A 24,681-nucleotide genomic window follows, 5' to 3' on the forward strand; every position below is an offset into this window, starting at 1 on the left:
GTGCATCGCTTGACTGCTGCTTTATGTACAGCGCGGCAACCACAGTGAAAGTAGGAAAAACCATGTTTTCAGAACGACTGAGAGAAGCCCGTAAGGCGAAACATTATAGCCAGGCAGAAGTTTCGCGCCTGCTAGGCGTTACCCAACAGGCTGTTGGCAAGTGGGAGACTGGGCGCTCCACCCCGGACCCACAGACAGTTGCCCGGCTGGCAGAAATTTTAGATACTACCGCAGACATGCTGCTTGGCCTGCAAAGCAACGCAGACGCGCACGGCGCCGTTGGGCAGCGTGCGTTCAGCCAGTATACCCAGTGCCCAATTCCTGTTGTGGGGACGGTGCGCGCAGGGTACGATGCCCTTGCTTTTGAGGAAGATTACGGTACAGAATACGCCAGCGTAAAGGACCCGCAGAATTATTTCTATCTTGTGGTTAAAGGCGACAGTATGGAACCGCGCATTTCGGATGGCGATCTGGCCCTTATTCACCGCCAGAATACGCTGGATAACGGTGACCTTGGCGTTATGGTGTATGGTGATGGCAACGGTACCCTGAAAAAATACATCCAGCGCGGCAACGCTGTTGTGCTGCATCCTTTCAACCCGGATTATGAGGATTTGATCATCCGCGGGGAAGAATTGGACCATTTGTACATTGCCGGTAAGGTTGTGGAGACCAAAGCCAAGTGGTAAAAAACCGCAGCGCGTTCCCGCGGTAATGCGGATGAGGCCAGCAGATAACTGAATAAAATTTTTCCTACACGCCGTCTGCAAAACAATGCTTATGCGGCGGCGTGTATTTCTTATACCATTTTTTAGGGCACGTTATAAAACCGTGCTGGCTAGTAAGAGGAGAACGAACCATGCAGCTGGAAGATAAACTTGCGATTTTGGCGGATAGCGCCAAGTATGATGTGGCATGTACTTCCAGCGGTGTGGACCGCGCCGGGGTACACGGCAAGCTGGGGTGCAGCGTGGCGGCGGGCATCTGCCACAGCTTTACGCCGGATGGGCGGTGTATTTCGCTGCTGAAAGTGCTGTATTCCAACGCCTGCTGTTATGATTGCGGTTATTGTGTCAACCGCCGCTCCAACGATGTACCCCGTGCGACCTTTACCCCGCGGGAGCTTGCAGAACTGACAATCGGCTTTTATAAGCGTAATTACATTGAAGGGCTTTTCCTTTCCAGTGCGGTCATCGGTACGCCGGATTATACGATGGAACGCATGATCGAGGCGCTGCGCATTCTGCGGCAAGAATATCATTTCAACGGCTATATCCACGCCAAAACCATCCCCGGCGCGGACGCGGAATTGGTGCGGCGTATCGGTCTTTTGGCGGACCGGCTTTCGGTCAATATTGAACTGCCCAGCGAAGCCAGCCTTTCCTTGCTGGCTCCCGATAAAAAGAAGCAGGCAATTTTGAAGCCGATGGGCCAGATCGCTGTACAGAGTGCGCAGAGCAAAAAGGAGCTGGTGCTGTACCGCCACGCCCCGGCGTTTGCACCGGCAGGGCAGAGCACCCAGATGATTATTGGAGCGACGCCGGAAAGCGACCGCCACATTATGGGATTGGCGGAATCTTTATATAAAAAATACTCGCTCAAGCGCGTGTTCTTTTCGGCGTATCTTCCGGTTAACAGTGATTCCCGCCTGCCTGCGCTGGATGTGCGCCCGCCGCTTTTGCGGGAACACCGGCTGTACCAGGCGGACTGGCTTTTGCGGTACTATGATTTTTCGGCTTGGGAACTGCTGACAGAGGAAGAGCCGAACTTTGACCCTTATCTGGACCCCAAATGTACCTGGGCAGTGCGCCACCCGGAATTTTTCCCCGTGGAGATCAACACTGCGCCCAAGGCGGCCCTGCTGCGTATTCCGGGTATCGGGCCCAAAAGTGCATTGCGGATTTTGTCCGCCCGCCGCCAGCAGCACCTTGGAATGGCGGAACTCAAGCGGATGGGGGTTGTGCTGAAACGTGCCCAGTACTTTATTACCTGCAACGGCCGCGCCGCAGCCCACGGAACCCGGCAGGAAATCGCCGCGGCGCTGCTGGACCCCAAGGCATTTGCCGTGGGTACGCAGCAGCTTTCGCTGGATGACTTTACCCCGAAGGTTTTGCCGGATGCAGCGCCCGCTGTGCAGAAACTGGCCGCGGCGGGGATGCCCGCCCGCCAGGCAGCCTATGAGGTAAAACAGGAGGCTTTGCAATGTCTTACCCGGCGCATGTGACCGACACGGTGTACCGCTATGATGGAACCTTCCAGGGCTTTTTGTGCTGCATTTTTGAAAGCTATTCCCGCAAAGAGATCCCTGCCGCCGTCTGCGCACCTGACCGCGGGCAGATCAGCTTTTATGATTCGTGCGAGATCGTAACAGACCCTGCCCGCGCCCAGCGCGTTGCAAGAGGATTGGAGCGGCTCGGACCGACGGTAAAGGAACGCATAACAACAGGATTTTTATCGGATGACCCGGAACATGAACTGATCCTGCTGCGCTTTGCGCGTATCTGCTTTGAAAAAGGCCCCGCTGCCGCGCGTGCAACAGGGGACCCGGATATCTGTGCGGCGTTTGACCTAGAACGGGCGGTCAATAATGAAGCCTGCAAGTATATTGAGTTCATCCGCTTTGAACAGCGTGGTATGATGCTTGGCACGGTGATCCACCCCAAAAACAGGATTCTGCCGCTGCTGCGCGGGCACTTTTGCAGTCGGTTACCGGATGAAGACTTTATGATTTTTGATGCGACCCACGGCATCGCCATGCTGCGCAGGGACCGCAAAGTGCAGTATATGGTCATGGAGCATTATGATAAAAACACCGGGCAGGAGGAACTGGACTGGCAAAAGCTGTGGAAACGCTTTTTTGATGCCGTTACCATTGAACAGCGCCGCAATGAACGTTGCCAGATGTCCCACGCTCCCAAGCGCTATTGGAAAGATATGTGCGAAATGGCGCTGCTGGGCCGGGGAACCGCTGGTAAGGCGGAGCAAAATGCGGAAGCAGCCCGATAAAAACAGCAGCTTTACCCCCTGTGCAGACATAAAAATTTGTGGTATACTAATATCTATATATTATTTGTATGCGTGTGTAAGATCACGGGCCGGAAGCAGGCAGGAAATTTGCCCTGCGGCAGACGGTAAAACAGAAAAGATAGGGGAGTTTCTGCATGATGGAAGAATTGCTGCATATTCTTGAAAAAAATGCCCGCCTGCCGGTGGAAGATATCGCCGCTATGATGGGCAAAACGCCTGCCCAGGTTGCCACTATGATGGATGAGGCGGTTGCCAAGGGATATATCCGCGGTTTTGAAGCCATGATCGACTGGGAACAGGCTGGTATCAATGTGGTGGAAGCAGTGATCGAACTGCACGTTTCCCCGCGCAAGAGCCGCGGTTTTGACGAGATCGCATCGGTGATCGCCAGCTTTGACGAGGTGGACAGCGTTCTGCTGATGAGCGGCAGCTATGATCTGCAGGTCATCATCAAGGGCCACAGCTTCCAGGAAATTGCCCTGTTTGTGGCAAAGCGCCTTTCTCCGCTGGACGATGTACTTTCCACGGCAACCAGCTTTGTGCTACGCCCGTATAAGCGCGGCGGCAAGCTGTACCTGAACGAAGAAGCCGACGAAAGAGAGTGTACCGTACTGTGATGAATTACGATGAACTGCTTGCGCCGGCTGCGAAATCCATGCGGCCTTCGGGGATTCGCAAGTTTTTTGATTTGGCCGCCGAAATGCCGCACTGCATTAGCCTTGGCGTGGGCGAACCGGATTTCAAGACGCCGTGGACCATCCGGGATGCGGGCATCCGTAGCCTGGAACAAGGCCGTACGCGCTATACCGCCAATGCGGGTATCAAAGAGCTGCGCGCCGAAATTTGCCGCTACTTGGCCCGCCGCATGGAGCTGAACTACCAGCCCAGCGAGGTGCTTGTTACCGTGGGCGGCAGCGAGGCCATTGACCTGACCATCCGTGCACTGGTCAAACCGGGGGATGAAGTCATCATCCCGGAGCCTTGTTTTGTCTGTTATGAACCGATCACTTCGTTGACCGGCGGCGTGCCGGTGCACATTGCCACCAAAGTGGAGGATGATTTCCGCCTGCGGGCGGACCAGCTGCGCGCCGCCATTACGCCACGTACCAAACTGTTGATCCTGCCGTATCCCAACAACCCCACCGGCGGCGTGATGGATGCGGCAGATCTGGAAGCCATTGCGGAGGTGCTGCGCGGTACCAATATTATGGTGCTTTCGGATGAGATTTATGCGGAGCTGACCTATGGGTTGGACCGCCACATCAGCATTGCCACACTGCCGGGCATGAAAGAACGCACCATCGTAGTGAACGGCTTCTCAAAAGCGTATGCCATGACAGGCTGGCGCCTGGGATATGCGGTTGGTCCGGAACCAGTGATCAAGGTGATGACCAAAATTCACCAGAGCTGCATTATGTCGGCCCCCACCACCAGCCAGTATGCAGCTATCGCAGCGCTACATTCCTGCGATGATTCTATTGAGATGATGCGCGATGAATATAACCGCCGCCGCCGCTATGTGGTAAAGGCGCTGAACGATATGGGCCTGACCTGCTTTGAGCCGCGCGGGGCGTTTTATGTGTTCCCCTGCATTCGCTGCAGCGGGCTGACCAGCCAGGAATTTTGCGAAATGCTGTTGAAAGAGCAGGAGGTTGCCATTATCCCCGGTGATGCTTTTGGCGCCAGTGGGGAAGGCTATGCGCGCATCAGCTATGCCTACAGCGTGGAACACCTGGAAACTGCCATGCGCCGCATCCGCACTTTCCTGAAAGACCACGGCTGGCTGGCAGAATAAACGGCAAAAACAGGAGCTGAACAGGATATGGTATATCAAAAACAATTGGTCGTGGTGTTGGCGCCTGCCAAGCTGAACCTTTCGCTAGATGTGGCTGGACTGCTGCCAAACGGCTACCATGACCTTGACATGGTTATGCAGACCATTGACCTGTATGAACGCATCACCCTGCGCCGCAGTGCAGACCTGACCCTGCGCCTGCCGGGCAGCTTTGTTCCGCCCAACGATAAAAATACAGCGTACAAAGCGGCTGTGGCGTTTTTCCATTATACCGGGCTGCTGGCCGGGGTGGATATTACAATCCAGAAGCATGTGCCGGTGCGGGCTGGTATGGCGGGCGGCAGTGCGGATGCTGCCGGTGTGCTGGTTGGCCTGAATGAGCTGTACAACGCGCAGCTTTCAATGAGCGAGCTGTGTGCCATCGGTGCGGGCATTGGCGCGGATGTACCCTTTGCCCTGATGGGCGGAACCTGCCGGGTAAAGGGCGTGGGCGATTTGATTAAGCCGCTGCCGCCCTGCCCGGACTGCTGGTTTGTGGTGGTTATGCCCAGCGTTGGCATCTCCACACCGGAGGCGTTCAAGCGCTATGATATCATGGGAAGCCCGGTTCACCCGGACTGTGAGCGCCAGGAACAGGCCATCCGCGAAAACGATCTGGCTGCTATGTGCACCGCTGCGGGCAATGCGTTGGAACATTGCAGCGGCGCGGTGGAAACAGCCGCTATCTGTAAGCAGCTGAATGCCCAAGGCGCAATAACCAGCCTGATGACTGGTTCCGGCGCGGCGGTGTTTGGTGTGTTTGATGATGGGCAAAAGGCGAAACAGGCCCAACAGGCATTGCAGGCCGGGTATGACCAGGTTTATCTGGCCCGCCCGGTGCGCGGCGGTGCGCGCGTTTTGCCGCGCCCTGCCAAAAAGGACCACACACCCAGGCGGGAAGAATAAGCCTGCTGGTTGCAGGTCTGCAGCATGTGACCTGCCAATAGCTTTTGCGTCTTTGGTTTTATGCCTTTTATGGTTTATAAAAACTATAGGCAATACCGCATAATTCTAAGTGCCGATACGGCGAGCGAGGTGCGGCAGATGCTAAGCCAAAAGCGCAGATAATACTGGATGCTGCAAAGGTGAGCGCCGCCAGTGGCGGAAACAGCGAACCGAAGCAGGGGCAGCGGTCGCAGAGTGCGAGGGGCTTTTGCCCCCGAAGCACGATGCGGGTACCGCAACCCGACATTATCGAGCATTTTGGCAACGCAGATGCCGTGCCGCAGCCGCCGGAGCAGTGCTTAAGCCGTCAGGCGGGAATTGTGCGGTGTTGCCTATATAGACAAAGAAAATATAGTGGTGTAGAAAAATGCATGGGCACATCACATAAAGAGTAGATAACGTAAAATAATTGAATAACAGCTTTCCTTTGGCCCCATACTGCTTGTAACATCAAGCCGTCAAGGGGCAAGGCACGGCGCAGGGAACTGCGCAGCGTGCAGACAAAAGCATTGCCGGCCACCGGGCGTTTGTTGCCGGGCCGGCTTTTTGCTTTTGCAGCAAAAGGGGGAAACGCTGATGAAAAAACTGCTGCAAAAATTACCATCTGCCGGGGCTAGCCCGCTAAGGATTCGCAAAATTCTGGAATGGGGCTGTGCCTGCGGCCTGCTGCTGACCATTGTACTTACTGCAGCGGCTGTGCGGTATCAAACTGTGTGTGCCCGTGTGTGCGGGGATACGCTGCGGCTGCACATTTTAGCCAACAGCGATACAGTGGAGGATCAGCTGCTGAAATTGCAGGTGCGGGATGCTGTTTTGGAACAGGTGACAGCCGCAACGCAGTATGCCGAAACCAAGCAGCAGGCGGTGCAGACCCTGCGCACAGCCATGCCGGACCTGCAGCGCACAGCCCAACGGACGCTGCGCCATGCGGGCAGCAGCCAACAGGTACAGTGCAGGCTGGAAGAAATCCCGTTTGCAGCCCGCCGCTATTCCGGCTTCTGGCTGCCGGCGGGTACTTACACGGCGCTGCGGATCGAACTGGGCAGCGCCCAGGGGCACAACTGGTTCTGTGTGCTGTACCCGGCGCTCTGCGTGGGCAGCAGCGAAGCCAGGTATGCGGATACGGAAGAAAACGCGCTGGTGTTTGGCGGCTATCAGGTGCGGTTTGCTCTGTTGGATACCGCCCGCAGCGTGTGGCAGAAAATAACGGATTGACAAAATGGCGGCAGGGCGTGCAAGAAGAAGCTCTGCAAAAGAAAGAGGAACACCATGCTGACCTTGATCCTTGGCCCTTCGGGCAGCGGAAAATCGGTGCGCCTGCGGGAAGAACTGCGCCAGCGTGCGCGCAGCCGGCAGCGCAGCATCCTGATTGTGCCGGAGCAGTTTACATCTTCGACCGAAGGTGCGCTTTACCACGCACTGGGGGATGAACTTTCTGCCTATGTGGAGAGCTATTCCTTTACCTCGCTGGCCGAAATCCTGCTGCGCCGCTATGGCGGTGCGGCGGTGCCCACGCTGAGCGAGGCCGGACGCGCCGTGCTGGTGCGCCGCGCTATGGATGAAATGATGGACAAGGTGGTGTATTACAGCCGCCAGCGCCGCAGCGCTGCGTTCTGCCAGAAGGCGGCGGAAACCATCAGCGAGCTGAAAAGCGCGGGCATCCGCCCGGAGACCCTGGCGGATTATGCCAACGCCCCCGGTGCGGACAAAGATAAGCTGGGGGAACTGGCCCTGATTTTTGGAACCTATGAAACCCTGCTGGCCCAAACGGCCATGGACCCCGGCGACCGCGTGGAGCTGGCGGCCAAAAGCCTGGACCAGGCCTTTTTTGCGGGCCGCACGGTGTACATTGATGAATTTGATACATTCAACCACTCCAAGCGCGCCATGCTGGCGGCCATGCTGCCGGTTGCCGATGTAACGGTAAGCCTGTGCTGTGACCAGGCTCCGGACCAGGCGGACGATGGCGTGTTCAGCGGTGCGCGGCGGGTGGCCAATACCTTGAAATCCATGGCGGCCAGTGCGGGGGTGCCCTGTAAAGAAATCCGCCTGACCCAGGATATGCGCCACAAAGATGCCCCTGTGCTGGCGGAGCTTGGCCTTTTGCTGGCGGATCCGACCTATACGCCGGAGGCAGAGGTGGACCCCGCCGCCCCGGCTATTACCTATTATAAGGCGGACAGCCGCCAGGCGGAGGCTAAGGCCGTGGCGGCAGCCGTCAAAGCGCGTGCCCGTGCGGGTGTGCCGTATAACAAAATGGCGGTGATTTGCCGCACGGTCGACCAGTACCTGCTGCAGATCCGGTATGAATTCCGGCTGCAAAATATCCCGTTGTTCTGTGATGAACCCACAACGCCGGAAAACACCGCCCCGGCCCGTGCGATCCATGCAGCGCTGGATCTGCTGCGCGGCGGTCTGACCACCACGGCGCTGCTGCGCCTGCTGAAAACCGGCTTGGTGGACCTGGACCGGGACAGCCAGTGCGCACTGGAAAACTATGCCTATACCTGGCCGCTGCATGCGCAGGACTGGCGGGAACCCTTTACCCGCAACCCGGAGGGCTACACCGACCGGATGAGCGAGCAGAGCCAGCAGGACCTGCAGCGCGCCGAGGAAGCCCGCAGCTTTTTGGTGCCGCGGGTACAGAAATTTATGGACCGTGCCCGCAATGCGGATACCGCCACCCTGACGGCGCAAATTTACTACTTTTTGCAAAGCCTGGGGGCGGAGGAGGCCCTGCAGAAGCTGACCGATGGCCTGCGTGCATGCGGGGACCTGCCCAACGCGGACGAAGCCCTGCGGGAATGGAATGTGATCACCGAGCTGCTGGACCAGATGGTGCACCTGCTGCCCGCAGGGGAGACCATCACCCCAGCTGATTATGATGACCTGTTCACCCTGCTGCTGCGCACCACGGATATGGGGCATATTCCGCAAAGCATGGACAGCGTGATCTTTACCACCGCTGGCCGCATGCGCCTGCCCGAAACCGAGGCCGTGTTTGTGATGGGGCTGGCAGAAGGGGAGTTTCCCCAGACACCGGGGGATACCGGCCTTTTGAGCCACGCTGACCGCGATACCATGATCGCGCTTGGCGCGGAACTGCCCGACTGCTTTGAAAACCGTGTGATCCGTGAGCAGGTCTGCTTTTATAAGGCACTGACGGTGGCGCAGAAATACCTGTGGCTCAGCTGGCCGGGCGGCGCTGCGGGCCTGCCCGGCACGGCGGCATTGGCCCCGGCGCTGGAATTGCTGCGGGTGCCGCCGGCGGTGGTGCAGCCGGAAGAGCTGGCCGCAACACCCGCCGCTGCGCTTGACCTGCTGGGGGATGTCTGGCAGCAGAACACCCCGCAGCGGGCATCGGTGCAGGCGGCACTGGCAGCCGTGGAGGGCAGCGCGCAGGCCGCACCCGGCTATGCCGCCGTGCAGCGCGCCGCCCAGCGCAAGCCCGCCCGCGTGGAGGATGTCAAGGCACTGGAAAGTATTCTTGGCCCCAGTGTGCGCATCAGCCCCACGCGGTTTGAACGGTACATCAGCTGTCCGTTTGCCTATTTTATGCAGTATGTGCTGGGGGCGCGCCCGCGCCAGAAAGCCGAACTGGCCCCCAATATCAGCGGTACGCTGACCCACTGGGTGTTGGAGCAGGCCCTGCGCCGGGAGGGCAGTGCCTTTGCCAAATTGACCCAGCCGCAGCTGGAACAGCTGGTGGAAAGCCTGGTGCAGGAATACACCGCCGCCAACCTGCCCGGCGCGGGGGTGCGGATGAACTACCTGCTGGGGCGGATCCAGCGCAACCTGGTGGGGCTGCTGGGGTTCATCCAGCGGGATGTGCGGCAGTCCGGCTTTCAGCCCGTGGCGTTTGAGCTGCGCATTGATGACCGCCCGGACAGCGATGACCCGGATGCCCCACGCGTGGACCCCGTTCAGCTGGACGATGGCAGGGGGCACACGGTGCGTATTGTGGGTACGGTGGATCGTGTGGATACCATGGAACTGGGCGGCAAAACCTACATCCGTGTGGTGGACTATAAGACCGGAACCAAAAAGTTTGACCTGCGGGAAGTGTATTACGGCCTGGACTGCCAGATGCTGCTCTACCTGTTTACCCTGGAACGCAACGGCGGGCATCTGTTCTCGCAGGGCACGGCAGCCGGGGTAGAATACCTGTGGGCGGATCCCGCGCCGGAAAATATCATTCGACCGGAAACAGATGATGCAGAACCTTTGCAGGCGCAGAACTACCCGCTGGAAGGACTGCTGCTGGATGAGCCGAGCATTTACCATGCCATGGATACCAGGGGCACCGGTGCCTTTGTGCCCCTCAGCTTCAGCGCCAAAACCGGGGAGCCAACGGCACAGTCGGCCAAAGCGCGGCTGGCTGACCGGGAAAAGTTCAACCGCATCCGGGACCACCTGGATGGAATGCTGACCGATATGGCCAAGAACCTGTACAGCGGTGAAATCGACGCGGCCCCGCTGGTGCCCAATGCAGGCAAAAGCCCCTGCCTTTGGTGTGAGTACCGCACCGTCTGCCGTCATGCGGACGGCGAAGGGGAGCGCACACCGCTTAAACCGGACGACCCGTTTGGCGCAGAGTAAACCGGCGGGGCAGCTGGAAAGTCAAGGCAACACCGCATAATTCCCGCCTTGCGGCTTAAGCACCGCTCCGGCAGCTGCAGCACGGCATCTGCGTTGCCAAAATGCTCGATAATGTCGGGTTGCGGTACACGCATCGTGCTTCGGGGGCAAAAGCCCCTCGCACTCTGCGACCGCTGCCCCTGCTTCGGTTCGCTGTTTCCGCCACTGGCGGCGCTCACCTTTGCAGCATCCAGTATTATCTGCGCTTTTGGCTTAGCATCTGCCGCACCTCGCTCGCCGTATCGGCACTTAGAATTATGCGGTATTGCCATTGGAATTCGTCTTGTGTTTGTAAAATTGTCGTTATTTTCTTTGCTTTCAGATATACCTTAAAATGCAAAAACGCCGGATAAGGAGACAACAATGGCGGAAGCGAAAATTCAATTTACCCCGGCGCAGGCCGCGGCCATTCAGGCCCGCGGCGGCAGCCTGTTGGTTTCGGCTGCGGCCGGCTCCGGCAAAACGCGGGTGCTGGTGGAACGTGTGGCGGGGCTGATCACCGACCCGGACCACCCGGTGGATGCAGATTCTCTGTTGATCATGACATTTACCAATGCGGCAGCGGCCAAGCTGCGGGCGGATATTACCAAGCGCCTGGCAGCAGAGATTCGCCAGCATCCACAGGATGTGCGCCTGCGCCGCCAGCAGATGCGGCTGCAGCGGGCATCCATCGGCACAGTGGATGCGTTCTGCCTGCATTTTGTGCAGCAGAACTTTTCGGCTCTGGATGTTCCGCCGGATTTTACCATTGCGGATGACGCTACCCTGGTGCGCCTGCAGCAGGAAACCCTTTCCACCGTGCTGGAACAGGCATATACCGATCCTGACTTCTGTGCCTTTGCGGACCTGTATGACCGCGGCCGGACGGATGATACCACAGGCCGGGCGGTGCAGGAACTGTATCACTTTACCCAGGCGCTGCCACACCCGGCGCAGGCGCTGCAGCGCTTTGTTGAAATGTGGCAGAGCGATGCCCCACCGGAAAAGACCCAGTGGGGGCAGGCCGTTCTGCGAGAAACCTCTGCGCGGATCAAGGGCGTATTGCGCCTTTTGCGCACGGCGCAAAAAATTGCAGCGAAGGACCCGGCGGCGGATAAAGCCCTGACAGCTGTACTGATGGATGACGAAGACCGCATGCTGCTGGTGCTGGATCGGCTCGATCACGGCGCGTGGGACACCGTTCCGGAAGCACTGGATAACGCAGATAACTGGCGCAGAGCCGGGCGGGTGCCCGGTGGGATCGCATCCAACATAGCGGCAATGTCGGCCAATATGCTGCGGGACCGCGCCAAAAAACAGATAGCGACCCTGAGAACGGACTTTTTGCTCTGCCCGGCAGCTGACTATCAGGCAGACCGCCGCCGCGCCGCCCCGCTTGTGGCTGCGCTGGTCCGCGCAGTGGAGCAGTACCGCCGCACACTGCTGGAAGCTAAACTGGCAGAAAAAGTGCTGGACTATGCAGACCTGGAGCACATGACGCTGGAACTGCTGCTGACACCGGAGTGCGAGCGCACCAGCCTGTGCCGTACCGTCAGCGCGCGGTACTCTGCTGTGCTGGTGGACGAATACCAGGATACCAACGCGCTGCAGGATGCCATCTACTTTGCCCTTGCCGCGCCGGATGCTTCTAACCTGTTTTTTGTGGGGGATATCAAGCAGAGCATTTACCGTTTCCGCCAGGCGGACCCCTCCGTCTTTGTGGGCAAGCAGACGGCGTGGCAGCCCTACCCGGCCGATGCCCCGGTACCTTACCCGGAACCGGCCACCATTGCGCTGGATGCCAACTTCCGCAGTGCGCCGGATGTAATCCGGGGGATCAACTACTTTTTTGAAACGTTTTTCTCCCGGCGGCTCGGCGGCATTGATTACGGCGATGGCCAGCGCCTTGTGGTGGGCAGAAAAGGCGAAACCTACCCCGGCCTGTGCGAGCTGGATGTGATCCGCGAAGCCGATACCGCGGCAGATGCCCGCACCATTGCTGCACGCATTGCCCAGATGATGGCGGATGGTTACCCCGTGCGGGACGCCGAACCCGGCAAAACCCGCCCCTGCCAGTATGACGATTTCTGTATTCTGCTGCGCGGCCGTTCGGACTTTGCGCTGTATGAAGCTGCCCTGACCGCGCTGGAGATCCCGGTTTATGCCGATGTGGCGGCTGACCTGCTGGACGCCCCTCATGTGCGCCCCTTTGCCGCACTGCTGCGTGTGCTGGATAACCCGGCACAGGATGTGGAGCTTTCCTCTGTGCTGCTCAGCCCGCTGTACCCTTACACGCCGGATGATCTGGTGCAGCTGCGCGCGGCTGTGCGCGGCGGCAGCCTGTATGCGGCGGTGCTGCACGGCAGCGACCCGCGCTTTGCACCGTTTTTGCAGGATATGGAGGTTTACCGCGAGCTGGCCCGTACCCTGACGGTGGGGCAGCTGATCGAAGAGCTGTTTGCCCGCACGGGTTACCTGGCGGCGGTCGGCGCCATGCCGGACGGTGCCCGCTGCCGGGATGACCTGCTGGCATTTGCCGCGTGGGCAGCGAACGCCGGGGCGCGCGGTCTTTCGGCCCTGGTGCGCGCAATGGATGCCGCCAAGGCGGGCAGCGGGGTGCAGGCGCCTTCCATCGGCCAAAGCCGCCCCGGCTGCGTGAGCATTATGACGGTCCACCGCTCCAAAGGGCTGGAATTCCCGGTGGTGTTTGTGGCCAACACCTCCCACAAGTTCAACCAGAGCGATGCCATCTATCCGGTGCTGTATCATAAGGAGCTGGGCATTGGCCTGATGCTGCGCGCGGGCAGCAGTGCCAGCCGCTACAAAACGCTGCCTTATACCGCCGTGGTGCAGACGATCAAACGTGAAACACTCAGCGAGGAAATGCGCATTTTATATGTGGCGCTGACCCGTGCGCAGGATGCGCTGATCATTACGGTACCGCTGAAAAGACCGGAAAGTGAATTGAAAAATCCGGCCATGTTTGCCAGCGCCGAGGCAACGGATGCCGAAGCCATGCTGGGGGCACAGAACTGGGCGCTCTGGCTGCTGACGGCAGCTATGCTGCACCCGGCCAGCGAGGAACTGTGGAAATACAGCGAACTGCTGCCCCATCATATCCCAACGGAAGCGCCGCTGAACATCCGCCTGCTGGACCCGCCCCCCGCGGTGCAGGCAGCGGAGCCGGAAGCCCCGGCCCTGCCGGACGATGCCCTGACCGAACGCCTGCTGGAAGCGTTTACATGGCAAAGCCCCAACAAAGCGCTGGAAACCATCCCGGTTAAAGTCAGTGTCAGCGCCGTGACCCACACCAAACAGGAACTGACCCTGCGCCGCCCGGCCTTTTTGCAAAAGTCCGGCATGACCGGGGCGGAACGCGGCACGGCCATCCATGCGTTTTTGCAGAGCGTCCCCTTTGGCCCGCAGCCGCCAGAGCTGGAAGCCGAAGTGCAACGCCAGCTGGACCTGCACCTGCTGGACCCAGAGCTGGCCAAAGTGCTGGATCTGGAACAGGTACGCCCGTTTTTTGCCAGCGGGGTATGGCAGCGCATTGCCGCTGCCCGCCAGGTCCTGCGGGAAGAACCGTTCATTACCGCGCTGCCGGCCGGAGAAGTCGTCCCCGAAGCGGCGGGGCAGGGTAGAGCGGCCAAGGCCCCGGTGCTGGTGCAGGGCATTGCCGATGTGGTGCTGGTGTTTGACGACCACGCCGAAATTCTGGACTATAAAACCGATAAAAGCCGCAATGCCACCTATTATATTGAGAGCTATGCCGCGCAGCTGCGGCTGTACCGCCGTGCGTTTGCCCTGCGTTTGCCGGTGCCGGTAACAAAGCTGACCATCTACTCGTTCGCCATGCAGGATGAGATCGATATCCCGCTGGAATATGCCGCCTTTGGAATAGGCGATAAACTTTTGGGCAGATAACGTGATTTTTTTCTGCCTGCCCCCCTTGACGCACGGGGGTTGGTATGCTATTATAGTAATACCTCTTTTGCGGGTCTATTTTTTTGTGCCCATTTTTAGGCACAGGGCCCGCGGGCGCAAAGGGCGGCAACCCTTTGCACAACGAGGGAGGCCTTTGGGCGCAGCGCAAAGCATCAAGCTTTAACTTCGGTGCTGCACCCGTATAAACCGTTAATTGGAGGTGCCGAACGAATGACTGTCAAGATCACCCTGGCCTGCACCGAGTGCAAGCAGCGTAACTACAACAAGGAAAAGAACAAGAAGAACAACCCGGATCGTCTTGAGATGAAGAAGTATTGCCGTTTCTGCAAGAAGCATACTGTTCACCGCGAAACAAAGTAAGTTTGAAGGAGCTTTTAAGATGGCTGATAACAAAGCGGTAAACCAGACCGCCGCCAAGCCGGAAGAAGCTAAAGCTGACAAAAAGGCTAAGGCAAACGACGGCAAAAAGAAGGTTCCCTTCACTGCCAAGGTCAAAAACTTTTTTGGCCGTATCACCAAGTATTTCCGTGATACCAAAAGCGAGCTGAAAAAGGTTGTGTGGCCCAGCAAGGAAGACACCCGCAACAACACCATTACCGTTATTGTGGTTGTGGTAATCGCGGCTGTTGTGCTGGTGCTGCTGGACATGGCGTTTGGCGGTATCATTCACCTGCTGATCGGCGCGTGAACCGGCTTTTGAGCGGAGGCAACTATGGCTGAACAAGCATATTGGTATGTTGTGCATACCTATTCCGGCTATGAAAACAAAGTCGCAACGGATCTGATGACCATGGTGGAAAACCGCCGCATTCAGGATCTTATCTGCGATGTCAAGGTCCCCACCGAGACCGTGATGGAGGATCAGTTTGATAAAACCGGCAATAAGATCGGCGAAAAAGAAGTTCAGCGCAAGATCTACCCCGGCTATGTCTTTGTCAAAATGGTCATGAACGATAATACCTGGTACATTGTCCGCAACACCCGCGGCTGCACCGGTTTTGTCGGCCCGGCTTCCAAGCCGGAACCCCTCTCGGAGGAGGAAGTCGCCAAGCTCGGCGTTGATAACGGCGTTGCCGCGCCCGAAGTCGATTATGCCGTGGGCGACAATGTCGAGATCACTTCCGGCACAATGGAAGGTTCCATCGGTACGGTGGAAGAGATCAATCTCGACGAACGCAAGGTCCGCATCAAGATCAACATGTTTGGCCGCGAAATCCCGGCAGAACTTGGTCTGCACGAAGTCAAACTTCTGTAAGCGGAACTTAGCGCAAATCGCCTGGCAACAGGCAAGTAATTCCGGTAGAAACTGCGCATGAGCAGTTTTTATAGAGCGTGCGAGGGTCGCATGCTCGTGGGAGGCCTGCACCGCGGGCCGCAACTCACCACAAATTTTGGAGGTGCAATTTATCATGGCACAGAAAATCACTGGCTACATTAAGCTGCAAATTCCCGCCGGCAAGGCAACTCCGGCTCCCCCTGTTGGTCCTGCTCTGGGCCAGAAGGGCGTTAACATCATGGCGTTCACCAAGGAGTTCAACGAACGTACCAAGGGCCAGATCGGCATGATCATCCCCGTTGTCATCACTGTTTACGCTGACCGTTCCTTCAGCTTCATCACCAAGACCCCGCCGGCTCCGGTCCTGATCAAGAAGGCCGCTGGCATCGACACCGCCTCTGGCGTGCCCAACAAGAACAAGGTTGGCTCCATCACTCTGGCTCAGGCCGAAGAGATCGCCAAGACCAAAATGCCTGACCTGAACGCTGCTTCTCTGGAAGCTGCCGTCAGCATGATCAAGGGCACCTGCCGCAGCATGGGCGTCACCGTCGAGGGCTGATCAAGCTCTTTTGCGTGGGAGGATAAATCCGATAACTACCACAATGGAGGAATAAAGTAATGAATCACGGTAAACATTATGTCGACAGCGCTAAGCTGATCGACCGTACCAAGACCTACGAGCCCCAGGAAGCCCTGGAGCTGTGCTGCAAGACCGCTAAGGCCAAGTTCGACGAGACCGTTGAGCTGCATGTCCGCCTTGGCGTTGACAGCCGCCATGCTGATCAGCAGGTCCGCGGCGCTGTTGTTCTGCCCAACGGCACTGGCAAAAACGTTCGCGTTGTTGCTATCTGCAAGGGCGACGCTGCTAAGGCTGCTGAGGCTGCCGGTGCTCAGGAAGTTGGCGATGATGATCTGATCGCCAAGATCCAGGGCGGCTACCTGGACTTCGACGTTCTGGTTACCACCCCGGATATGATGGGCCGCGTTGGCCGCTTGGGTAAGATCCTCGGACCTCGTGGTCTGATGCCGAACCCGAAGGCTGGCACCGTTACCCCCGACGTTGGCAAGGCTGTTACCGATGCCAAAGCCGGTAAGATCGAGTACCGCCTGGACAAGCAGAACATCATCCATGTTCCCGTTGGCAAGGCTTCTTTTGGCGCTGAAAAGCTGATGGCCAACCTGGACACCGTCCTGGAAGCCATTGCTAAGGCTAAGCCGGCTGCTGCCAAGGGCCAGTACTTCAAGAGCGCAACCATCGCCACCACCATGGGCCCCGGCGTTCGCGTTGCCACCAACAAGTATGGTGTATAAGAGAATTTTCTCTTAAAAAATGCTTGACAAACGCACATTCCCGTGCTATTATAATTAAGCTGTTTTTAAGACAGCAGGCGCCCTTTGGGGCCTAACGGGTTTGACCCACCTGCCGAGAAACGTGCGTTTTGAATTTGCTTCAAAGCCATTTTCCCGGCAACGGGAAAGTGGCTTTTTCTTTTGATAGAGCCGCTTGCCTGTATATCTTACAAGCGGAATGAGGTGAAAACAAATGCCCAGTGCAAAGATTCTGGAAGCCAAGAAGGCTTATGTTGCAGAACTGAACACCAAGATCGCTGGTTCTCTGGCTGGCGTTGTCGTTTCTTACAACGGCATCAGCGTTGCTGATGATACCAAGATGCGTAAGGAACTGCGTGAAGCTGGCGTTGAGTACATGGTTGTCAAAAACACCATGCTGCGCCGTGCTGTTGCTGGCACCCAGTACGAAGCTATTGCTGAGTACTTCAAGGGTGATACCGCAATTGCTCTGTCTGCTGAGGACCCGGCTGCTGCTGCCCGCATCCTGTGCAAGGTTGCTGACGCAGACAAGTCCAAGCGCTTCACTGTTAAGGGTGGCTTCTGCGACGGCCAGGTGCTGGATGCCGCTGGCGTCAAGAGCCTGTCCACCATGCCCAACCGCGAAGGCCTGCTCTCTATGCTGGCTGGCTCCCTCAACGGGATCATCGGCGGTCTGGCTGTTGCGATCCAGGGGATCGTCGACAAGCAGGAAGAAACCCCCGCTGCCTGATTTATCTTGCAGCATGAGGAAAGCGGCGTAAACCTCAACAAAACCGCCGCACACAAACAATTATAAAAATTATGGAGGTAACTACCATGGCTTCTGAAAAGATCACTGCCATTGTCGAGTCTGTCAAGACTATGACCGTTCTCGAGCTGAAAGAGCTCGTTGATACCATTTGCGAAGAGTTCGGCGTTTCCGCTGTTGCTGCTGCCGCTCCGGCTGCTGCTGGCGCTGCTGCTCCTGTTGAGGAAGAGAAGACCGAGTTCGATGTCATCCTGGCTGATGTCGGCGCTAACAAGATGCAGGTCATCAAGGCTGTTAAGGAGCTGACCGGCGCTTCTCTGATGGAAGCTAAGAAGCTCGTTGAGACTGCCAACGCTAAGCTGAAGGAGCAGGCTTCCAAGGCTGACGCTGAGGAAATGAAGAAGAAGCTGGAAGAAGTCGGCGCTAAGGTTGAGCTGAAGTAATTCTTCTTACTTGAATCTTTTCCAAACCGCCCCGTGGTGTAAACCGCGGGGCGGTTTTTGTATGTCAGCCACCTGGATCCCCTTTGCGCGAAATACACAAATCACGGTTTCATTTTTGTACAAAAACGAGAATTTGACAGTGTGATTTTACAAATGTTCAAGATATATCCATTTCTTTCTGACACAAAAATCCTTATAATAAAAATGATATAAATAAAGTGCTCTCTGCGCCCGGTTCCATATAAAAATAGGGCAGGAGAGTGCCGATAAAATTATTGGGTGTTAAGTACGGGAAAGGCACAGCCACACACCGTGCACCGGCAAACCATGCACGGTGCTGTTGGTTTTGTGCTTTTGGTACTGTGGCTAATCAGGTAAGGAGTGTGTATATGGAGGAGCAAAAGCCAAAAGGCAGCGGTATGGAAAAAATCGCTACCTTTATTGTGGATAAGCGCAACCTGTTCTTTCTGCTTTATGCATTTGCGTTAATTTTCAGTATTGTAGCAACCGGCTGGGTCAAGGTGGAAAATGATATTACTACCTACCTGCCGGAGGATACCGAAACCCGCCAGGGCCTGACCGTGATGAATGATAACTTTGTTACATACGGCACAGCCCGCGTGATGGTTTCCAATGTTACATATGAAACCGCCGAGAATATCTGCAGTGACCTGGAAAGCATTGATGGCGTTACCAGCGTGGATTTTGATGATACCACGGACCACTACAAATCCGCTTCGGCGCTGTTCAGCGTAACGTTTGACGGTACCACAACGGACGATATCAGCATCCATGCGCTGCATACCATCCGGGATATGCTGGCCGGGTACGATACCTATATTGATACCGAAGTCGGCGTGGATACCTCCGCAGACCTGCAAAGCGAGATGAGCGTCATTCTGGTACTGGCGGCCATCGTCATCGTGCTGGTGCTTACCCTTACGTCCCGTTCCTATGCCGAGGTTCCGGTTCTGATTATGACCTTTGGCGCGGCGGCTTTGCTGAATATGGGCACCAACTTCCTGTGTGGCACCATTTCCTTTATCTCCAACTCCGTTACCGTTATTCTGCAGCTGGCACTGGCCATTGACTACGCCATCATCCTGTGCCACCGCTTCTCGGATGAGCACGAAACCAAGGATACGCGGGAGGCCTGTATCGCGGCATTGTCCAAGGCAATCCCCGAAATCAGCTCTTCCTCTCTGACCACCATTTCCGGCTTGGGGGCTTTGGCGTTCATGCACTTTGGCATTGGCCGCGATATGGCAACCGTGCTGATCAAGGCTATTCTGTTCAGCTTGCTGTCGGTGTTTACCTTGATGCCCGGCCTGCTGATGGTGTTCAGCAAAAAGATCGATGCAACCCGCCATAAAAACCTGATCCCCAAGATCACCTTCCTGGGCAAGTTTGATGTCGCCACCCGGTTTATTGTCCCGCCGATTTTTGCCGTTGTGGTTGTAGTCACCGCAGTGCTGGCCAACAAGTGCCCCTACTGCTACAGCTATACAGACCTGGTCACCGCCAAGCAGAGTGAAAGCCAGATTGCCCACCAGAAAATCAAGAACACTTTTGGTGTCAACAACATGGTGGCGGTGATCGTGCCGACAGGGGATTATGATTCTGAACGCCAGCTGCTCAAGGACCTGGATTCCTGCGCGGAAGTAAAATCCACCCAGGGCCTGGCCAACATTGACGCTATGGATGGCTACAAACTGGCCGATGCCCTGACCCCGCGCCAGATGTCAGAACTGGCCGGGCTGGATTACGAGGTGGCCGAAGCCCTGTACGCTGCCTATGCCGTGGACCAGAACGAATACGGCAAGTTGATCAGCGGCCTTGGCGATTATAAAGTACCGCTGTTTGATATGTTCATGTTCCTGCAGCGGGAGATGAAAGACGGCAACATTACGCTGGACGGCGACATTCAGGAAACGCTGGATGACCTGTTTGAACAGCTGAACAAGGCACAGCTGCAGCTGCAAAGCGATAAATACAGCCGCCTGGTTGTCTACCTGAACCTGCCGGAAGAAAGTGGCGAGACCATGGACTTCCTGGATACGATGCACGCCTTGATTGCTAAGTATTACAGCAGCGATACCTACATTGTCGGTAACTCCACCAACGTCAAAGATCTGTCCAGCTCCTTTGGCGAGGATAATATGCTGATCAGTGTGCTGTCTGCTTTGTTTGTTGTCATTATCCTACTGTTCACCTTCAAATCGGCTGGTCTGCCGGTGCTGCTCATCGTTGTCATTCAGGGCAGTATCTGGATCAACTTCTCGGTGCCGACCATCCAACATGAATCGCTGTACTTCCTGGGTTACCTGATTGTCAACTCCATCCAGATGGGTGCAAACATTGACTATGCTATCGTTATTTCCAGCCATTACACTGACCTGAAAAAAGAAATGCGGCCCAAAGAGGCAATTATCGCCGCATTGAACGAAGCGTTCCCTACTATCTTTACATCCGGCACCATTCTGGCGGTGGCCGGTGCGCTGATCGGCGTTATGACCACCAATCCGGTCATCGCTGCCATCGGCACCTGCCTGGGCCGCGGCACGGTCATTTCCATTGTGCTGGTTATGGCGGTTCTGCCCCAGATCCTGCTCATCGGCGATACCATTGTGGAGCGCACCAGCTTTGATGTAAAAGTTCCTGTGGATCTGTCCCGCGTCAACCGCACGGCCAGCGGCAACATGCGCGTCAGCGGCCGGGTGCGCGGCTATGTGAACGGTGTGATCGATGCCGAGATCAAGGGTACGTTGAACGGTACGTTGAAAGCCTCTGTTACCAGCGGCACAACGATAGAACCAACAAAGCCTGATTTTTATCTGCCGGAAAGCAAGGAACAAGCGGCGGCTGAATGGGCAGAAAATTATACGGAAGGGGAGGAAGTCTGATGGAACGCAATACAGCAAAACGCACGCTGGAAAAACTCCTCTCTGTGTGTATCTGCCTGTGTATGCTGGGGGCCATGCTGCCCGCCCAGGTGTTTGCCGAGGAAGCCGACACCGCCCAGACCGAAATCGTGCAGGATACGGCCCCAAAAGATACGGTCTACCTTTCCAGTGCGGATGACCTGATCCAGCTGGCCAAGGACTGCCGCCTGGACAGTTGGAGCCAGAACCGCACCGTTGTGCTGGAAGCCGATATTGACCTTTCCAGTGTTGACTTTAACGGTATCCCCAGCTTTGGCGGCACATGGGAAGGCCAGAACCACGCCATTACCGGACTTTCCCTCAGCCAGGACGGCAGCGTGCAGGGCCTGTTTCGCTATGTGCAGCAGGGGGCCCTGGTGCGCGATATGACGGTAAAGGGCCGTATCAAGCCGGGCGGAACCCGCGCCAGCGTGGGCGGCATTGCGGGCAGCAACGCCGGTACGATTGAAAATTGCGCGTTTGACGGCGTGGTATCCGGCACCAGCCAGATTGGCGGCATTGCCGGTGTCAATACGGTCAAGGGCAGCATCAACGGCTGCACGGTAAGCGGCACAGTGTACGGCAGCCACTTTGTGGGCGGCGTTGTGGGCCAGAATGACGGCGTGGCTGCCAACTGCACCAACGTGGCCAGCGTGAATACCACCGTGAGCCAGAACGAAGTCAAGCTGAATGACCTGACCCTGGACGATGTGCTGAAAACCGAAAAGGCCAACGATGTGACCGATGCAGGCGGCATTGCGGGCAACAATGCCGGTGTGTTGCGCGCCTGCATCAACCGCGGAACCATTGGCTACAGCCACATTGGCTATAATGTCGGCGGTATTACCGGCAGCCAGACCGGCTATGTGGAAGGCTGCGTGAACTATGGCACCGTCAACGCCCGCAAGGAGGGCGGCGGCATTGTGGGCCAGATGGAACCCTCCAGCGTGCTGCAATATAACCAGGATACCTTGCAGGAATTGCAGGGCGAACTGAATACCCTTTCTGCCCTGATGAACAAGGCCACCAACGATGCCTCGGCTTCTTCCAGTGAGCTGACCAGCCAGCTGAATGATCTGACCGGCCGGGTGGACAGCGCGCGCGAAGCCGTGGATACCCTGATCGATAAGACGGTCAACGGGTTTGATATCGGCACCCAGACCATCAACATTACCAACCTGACCAAACTGACCGGGCAGGGTACGATCAATGGCAGCGGCAACGGCAGCGCCAACGGGTCCGGCAATGGCAACATCAACGGCACCATTGAGCTGGTGCCCACCCCGGAGCCGACCGAAGGACCGGAGGAAACCCCGGAACCCACCGAAACGCCGGCTGTGACGCAAGCGCCGGCCGTGACGGAAGCCCCCACCGCGGCCCCTGACCCGGATCCGACTGCGGCGCCTGCCCCGGAGCCGGACCAGCCTGACGACCAGCCCGCAGAGCAGAGCGAGGACGACCGCGAGGGCGAAGCACATGGCCGCCCCCGCCGCAATGAACCTACTTTTGATGTGGATCTCGATTTTGGCGGGGAAGGCGGCGGTGACGCTGGCGGCGATGTGACCATCGACCATGGCGGCGAAGGCCAGATCGACAGCAACATTGACCTGACGGTGCCCAGTATTACGCTGAGCGACCGCGATTCCATCACCGCAGCCCGCAGCAGCCTGAACGGTAGCCTGGCTTCCATCATTGACGGTGTCAGTAGCCTGAACACCAACACCGGCAGCCACACCCAGGCTTTGATCCAGGATGTGCAGGCCATCAGCAGCCAGCTGAACAAAATTGGCGATACGCTGGCTGGTGCTGCAGACCAGAGCGAGGACGACAACAACCTGTTTGAAGATGTTTCAGACAGCGATACCGATGGCGATACCGAAGGTAAAGTGTTCAACTGCATGAACCTTGGCGAGGTAAACGCCGATATCAATGCAGGCGGCATTACCGGCGCCATGGCCCGTGAAAACGACCTGGACCCCGAAGATGATACCAAAACCAGCGGCAGCAGCTCACTGAATGTGACCTACAAGACCCGCATCGTGGTGCGGGACTGCATCAATAAGGGGGCTGTCAATGTCAAGAAAAAAGGCGGCGGTGGCATTGTTGGCAGCATGGATATGGGCTCGGTGCTGCAAAGCTATAACTTTGGCAATCTGGAATCGGACGATGCGGATTATGTTGGAGGTATTGCCGGGCAGAGCAAGTCCATCATCCGCCGCAGCGCAGCCAAGTGCCGCCTGAGCGGTGATAACTATGTCGGCGGCATTGCGGGCAGCGGCTTTACCATTACCGGCAGCCGCAGCTTTGTGCTGGCGGATGGCGATGAGTATGTCGGCGCGATTGCCGGTGGGCTGGAAAGCAGCAATTCCATCACCAACCTGAACAGCGCACTTCAGGATTCCGAGTCCGAGCAGAGCGGCAACTATTTTGTCAGCGAAACGCTGGGCGGCATTGACGGCGTAAGTTATGCAGGTCAGGCGGAACCGCTTTCGTTCCAGGAATTCTGTGACCTGACGGCACAGGAGGGCATGCCGGATGAATTCCGCAATGTTACCCTGAATTTTGTCGCCAACCAGGTTACGGTGGAAGCTGTTACGGTGGAGTACGGTGCGGCCTTTGATATGGCCAATGCGCCGGAGCTGCCTGCCAAGGGCGGCTATACGGCGGAATGGTCGGACTTTGACCATGACCATGTTGTGTTTGACCAGACGATTGAAGCAGTATACACCCCGCTGGATTCCGTGGTGCAGAGCGGCGATACCCGCAACGGCCTGCCCATCCTGTTGGCAGAGGGCGCTTTTGGCACGGCGGAAGTAACGCTGACCCCGTCCAGCGAAAGCCCCGGCGCGGTGGGAACGCTGCTGGAATGCTGGGAAATCACCCTGCCGGAGGACCACTCCGACAGCCATGTGCTGCATTATCTGGCACCTTCGGACAATACTGTGGTATACCTGCGCGATGCTGACGGCAGCTGGCGCAAAGTAGACACCACCGAGGACGGCAGCTATCTGGTGTTTACCGCCATGACGGACGAAACGACCCTTGCCGCAGTAGAAAAGCCCGGTATTCCGCTGCCGATTCTGATCGGCGGCGCCGTGGCAGCGGTGCTGCTGGTTATCCTGTCCATTCTGGGCCACAAACACCGCAAAAAGCGCCTGACCAAGAAAGCAGAACAGGAACGCAAACGAGCCGAAGAAACCGAAAATGGCTGGTTCTACTAAAAAATAAAAAACGCAGAACTTTCAACGTTCTGCAAAAATAAAGTTGAAACATCCCCCGCAGGTGCAGCAATCGCTGACTTGCGGGGGATGTTTTGCGTTTTTAGTTTACAGTTTGCGGATGAACAGGAAAGTTAAAAATATAAATGCCTTGGTAAGGGCGAACATCGTTCGCCCGCGGCTGTTTGCTGTGTGTACGGCTTGTTAAAATATGTGACGTCTTTGCGTTGGCATTGATATGCCGCCAGGTTGGCGGGCATACAATGTGCGCCCCGGTGGTCACGGTGGAATAAAACACATTAAAAATGCGGTGCAAACAACCGGATTTTCTTAGGCAATACCGCATAATTCTAAGTGCCGATACGGCGAGCGAGGTGC

The 24,681-nt window shown here is 57.1% G+C and carries 19 protein-coding genes and 1 other annotated feature; of the genes, 18 read left to right on the top strand and 1 reads right to left on the bottom strand.

Translation table 11 applies throughout. The annotated features are described in order from the left end of the window. Positions 1-62: 62 nt before the first annotated feature. The 6 genes from PG062_RS05520 to ispE all read left to right on the top strand — a co-directional run bounded on the left by PG062_RS05520 (position 63) and on the right by ispE (position 5,767). On the top strand, positions 63-689 hold the full coding sequence (locus PG062_RS05520; RefSeq protein WP_113998875.1) for a LexA family protein: 627 nt from the start codon (positions 63-65) through the stop codon (positions 687-689). A 170-nt stretch (positions 690-859) separates the two neighbouring features. Then, positions 860-2,224, top strand: coding sequence for a putative DNA modification/repair radical SAM protein (locus tag PG062_RS05525; protein ID WP_270751520.1), 1,365 nt, complete (start codon positions 860-862; stop codon positions 2,222-2,224). After that, positions 2,203-3,006 (top strand): TIGR03915 family putative DNA repair protein, encoded by an 804-nt coding sequence (locus PG062_RS05530; RefSeq protein ID WP_270751521.1) that lies wholly within the window; start codon positions 2,203-2,205, stop codon positions 3,004-3,006. Before PG062_RS05525 ends, PG062_RS05530 begins: the two co-directional genes overlap by 22 nt. Before the next feature lie 158 nt (positions 3,007-3,164). After that, positions 3,165-3,644: an Lrp/AsnC family transcriptional regulator gene (locus tag PG062_RS05535; RefSeq protein ID WP_113998876.1), complete on the top strand. Its 480-nt coding sequence runs from the start codon at positions 3,165-3,167 to the stop codon at positions 3,642-3,644. Beyond that, positions 3,644-4,822, top strand: coding sequence for a pyridoxal phosphate-dependent aminotransferase (locus PG062_RS05540; protein ID WP_270751522.1), 1,179 nt, complete (start codon positions 3,644-3,646; stop codon positions 4,820-4,822). Before PG062_RS05535 ends, PG062_RS05540 begins: the two co-directional genes overlap by 1 nt. A 27-nt stretch (positions 4,823-4,849) precedes the next feature. After that, positions 4,850-5,767, top strand: coding sequence for a 4-(cytidine 5'-diphospho)-2-C-methyl-D-erythritol kinase (ispE, locus tag PG062_RS05545; RefSeq protein WP_270751523.1), 918 nt, complete (start codon positions 4,850-4,852; stop codon positions 5,765-5,767). 346 nt (positions 5,768-6,113) lie between these two features. Here ispE and PG062_RS05550 read toward each other — a convergent pair whose 3' ends face one another. Continuing rightward, positions 6,114-6,410, bottom strand: coding sequence for a hypothetical protein (locus PG062_RS05550; protein WP_270751524.1), 297 nt, complete (start codon positions 6,408-6,410; stop codon positions 6,114-6,116). Between PG062_RS05550 and PG062_RS05555 the strand changes: the two genes are divergently transcribed. The 12 genes from PG062_RS05555 to PG062_RS05610 all read left to right on the top strand — a co-directional run bounded on the left by PG062_RS05555 (position 6,383) and on the right by PG062_RS05610 (position 24,306). Then, a complete protein-coding gene (locus tag PG062_RS05555; RefSeq protein WP_270751525.1) occupies positions 6,383-7,021 on the top strand; it encodes a stage II sporulation protein R in 639 nt (212 codons plus the stop codon). The genes PG062_RS05550 and PG062_RS05555 overlap by 28 nt on opposite strands. Positions 7,022-7,075: 54 nt before the next feature. Next, positions 7,076-10,405, top strand: a complete 3,330-nt coding sequence (locus PG062_RS05560) for a PD-(D/E)XK nuclease family protein (protein ID WP_270751526.1) — start codon at positions 7,076-7,078, stop codon at positions 10,403-10,405. 402 nt (positions 10,406-10,807) lie between these two features. Further along, positions 10,808-14,347: a UvrD-helicase domain-containing protein gene (locus PG062_RS05565; RefSeq protein WP_270751527.1), complete on the top strand. Its 3,540-nt coding sequence runs from the start codon at positions 10,808-10,810 to the stop codon at positions 14,345-14,347. Between the two features lie 231 nt (positions 14,348-14,578). Then, positions 14,579-14,728, top strand: coding sequence for a 50S ribosomal protein L33 (gene rpmG, locus PG062_RS05570; RefSeq protein WP_114000479.1), 150 nt, complete (start codon positions 14,579-14,581; stop codon positions 14,726-14,728). A 19-nt stretch (positions 14,729-14,747) separates the two neighbouring features. Beyond that, positions 14,748-15,056 carry a preprotein translocase subunit SecE gene (gene secE, locus PG062_RS05575; RefSeq protein ID WP_114000480.1) on the top strand — a complete coding sequence of 103 codons (309 nt, stop codon included), beginning with the start codon at positions 14,748-14,750 and terminating at the stop codon, positions 15,054-15,056. A gap of 24 nt (positions 15,057-15,080) precedes the next feature. Continuing rightward, entirely contained in the window at positions 15,081-15,623 is a 543-nt protein-coding gene (nusG, locus tag PG062_RS05580; RefSeq protein ID WP_114000481.1) for a transcription termination/antitermination protein NusG, read from the top strand. Positions 15,624-15,777: 154 nt separating this feature from the next. Then, entirely contained in the window at positions 15,778-16,203 is a 426-nt protein-coding gene (rplK, locus tag PG062_RS05585; RefSeq protein WP_114000482.1) for a 50S ribosomal protein L11, read from the top strand. Positions 16,204-16,262: 59 nt separating this feature from the next. Continuing rightward, positions 16,263-16,955, top strand: a complete 693-nt coding sequence (rplA, locus tag PG062_RS05590; protein WP_114000483.1) for a 50S ribosomal protein L1 — start codon at positions 16,263-16,265, stop codon at positions 16,953-16,955. Positions 16,956-17,001: 46 nt separating this feature from the next. Next, positions 17,002-17,142: a sequence feature (ribosomal protein L10 leader region), on the top strand. A 45-nt stretch (positions 17,143-17,187) separates the two neighbouring features. Beyond that, positions 17,188-17,703 (top strand): 50S ribosomal protein L10, encoded by a 516-nt coding sequence (gene rplJ / locus PG062_RS05595; protein WP_270751528.1) that lies wholly within the window; start codon positions 17,188-17,190, stop codon positions 17,701-17,703. A gap of 86 nt (positions 17,704-17,789) precedes the next feature. Then, on the top strand, positions 17,790-18,164 hold the full coding sequence (rplL, locus tag PG062_RS05600) for a 50S ribosomal protein L7/L12 (RefSeq protein WP_270751529.1): 375 nt from the start codon (positions 17,790-17,792) through the stop codon (positions 18,162-18,164). A gap of 389 nt (positions 18,165-18,553) precedes the next feature. Beyond that, entirely contained in the window at positions 18,554-21,067 is a 2,514-nt protein-coding gene (locus PG062_RS05605; RefSeq protein ID WP_270751530.1) for an efflux RND transporter permease subunit, read from the top strand. Then, positions 21,067-24,306, top strand: coding sequence for a hypothetical protein (locus tag PG062_RS05610; protein WP_270751531.1), 3,240 nt, complete (start codon positions 21,067-21,069; stop codon positions 24,304-24,306). The genes PG062_RS05605 and PG062_RS05610 overlap by 1 nt, the downstream gene beginning before the upstream one ends. Positions 24,307-24,681 lie beyond the last annotated feature (375 nt).

The organism is Gemmiger qucibialis (assembly GCF_027689445.1).
Lineage (GTDB): Bacteria > Bacillota > Clostridia > Oscillospirales > Ruminococcaceae > Gemmiger > Gemmiger qucibialis.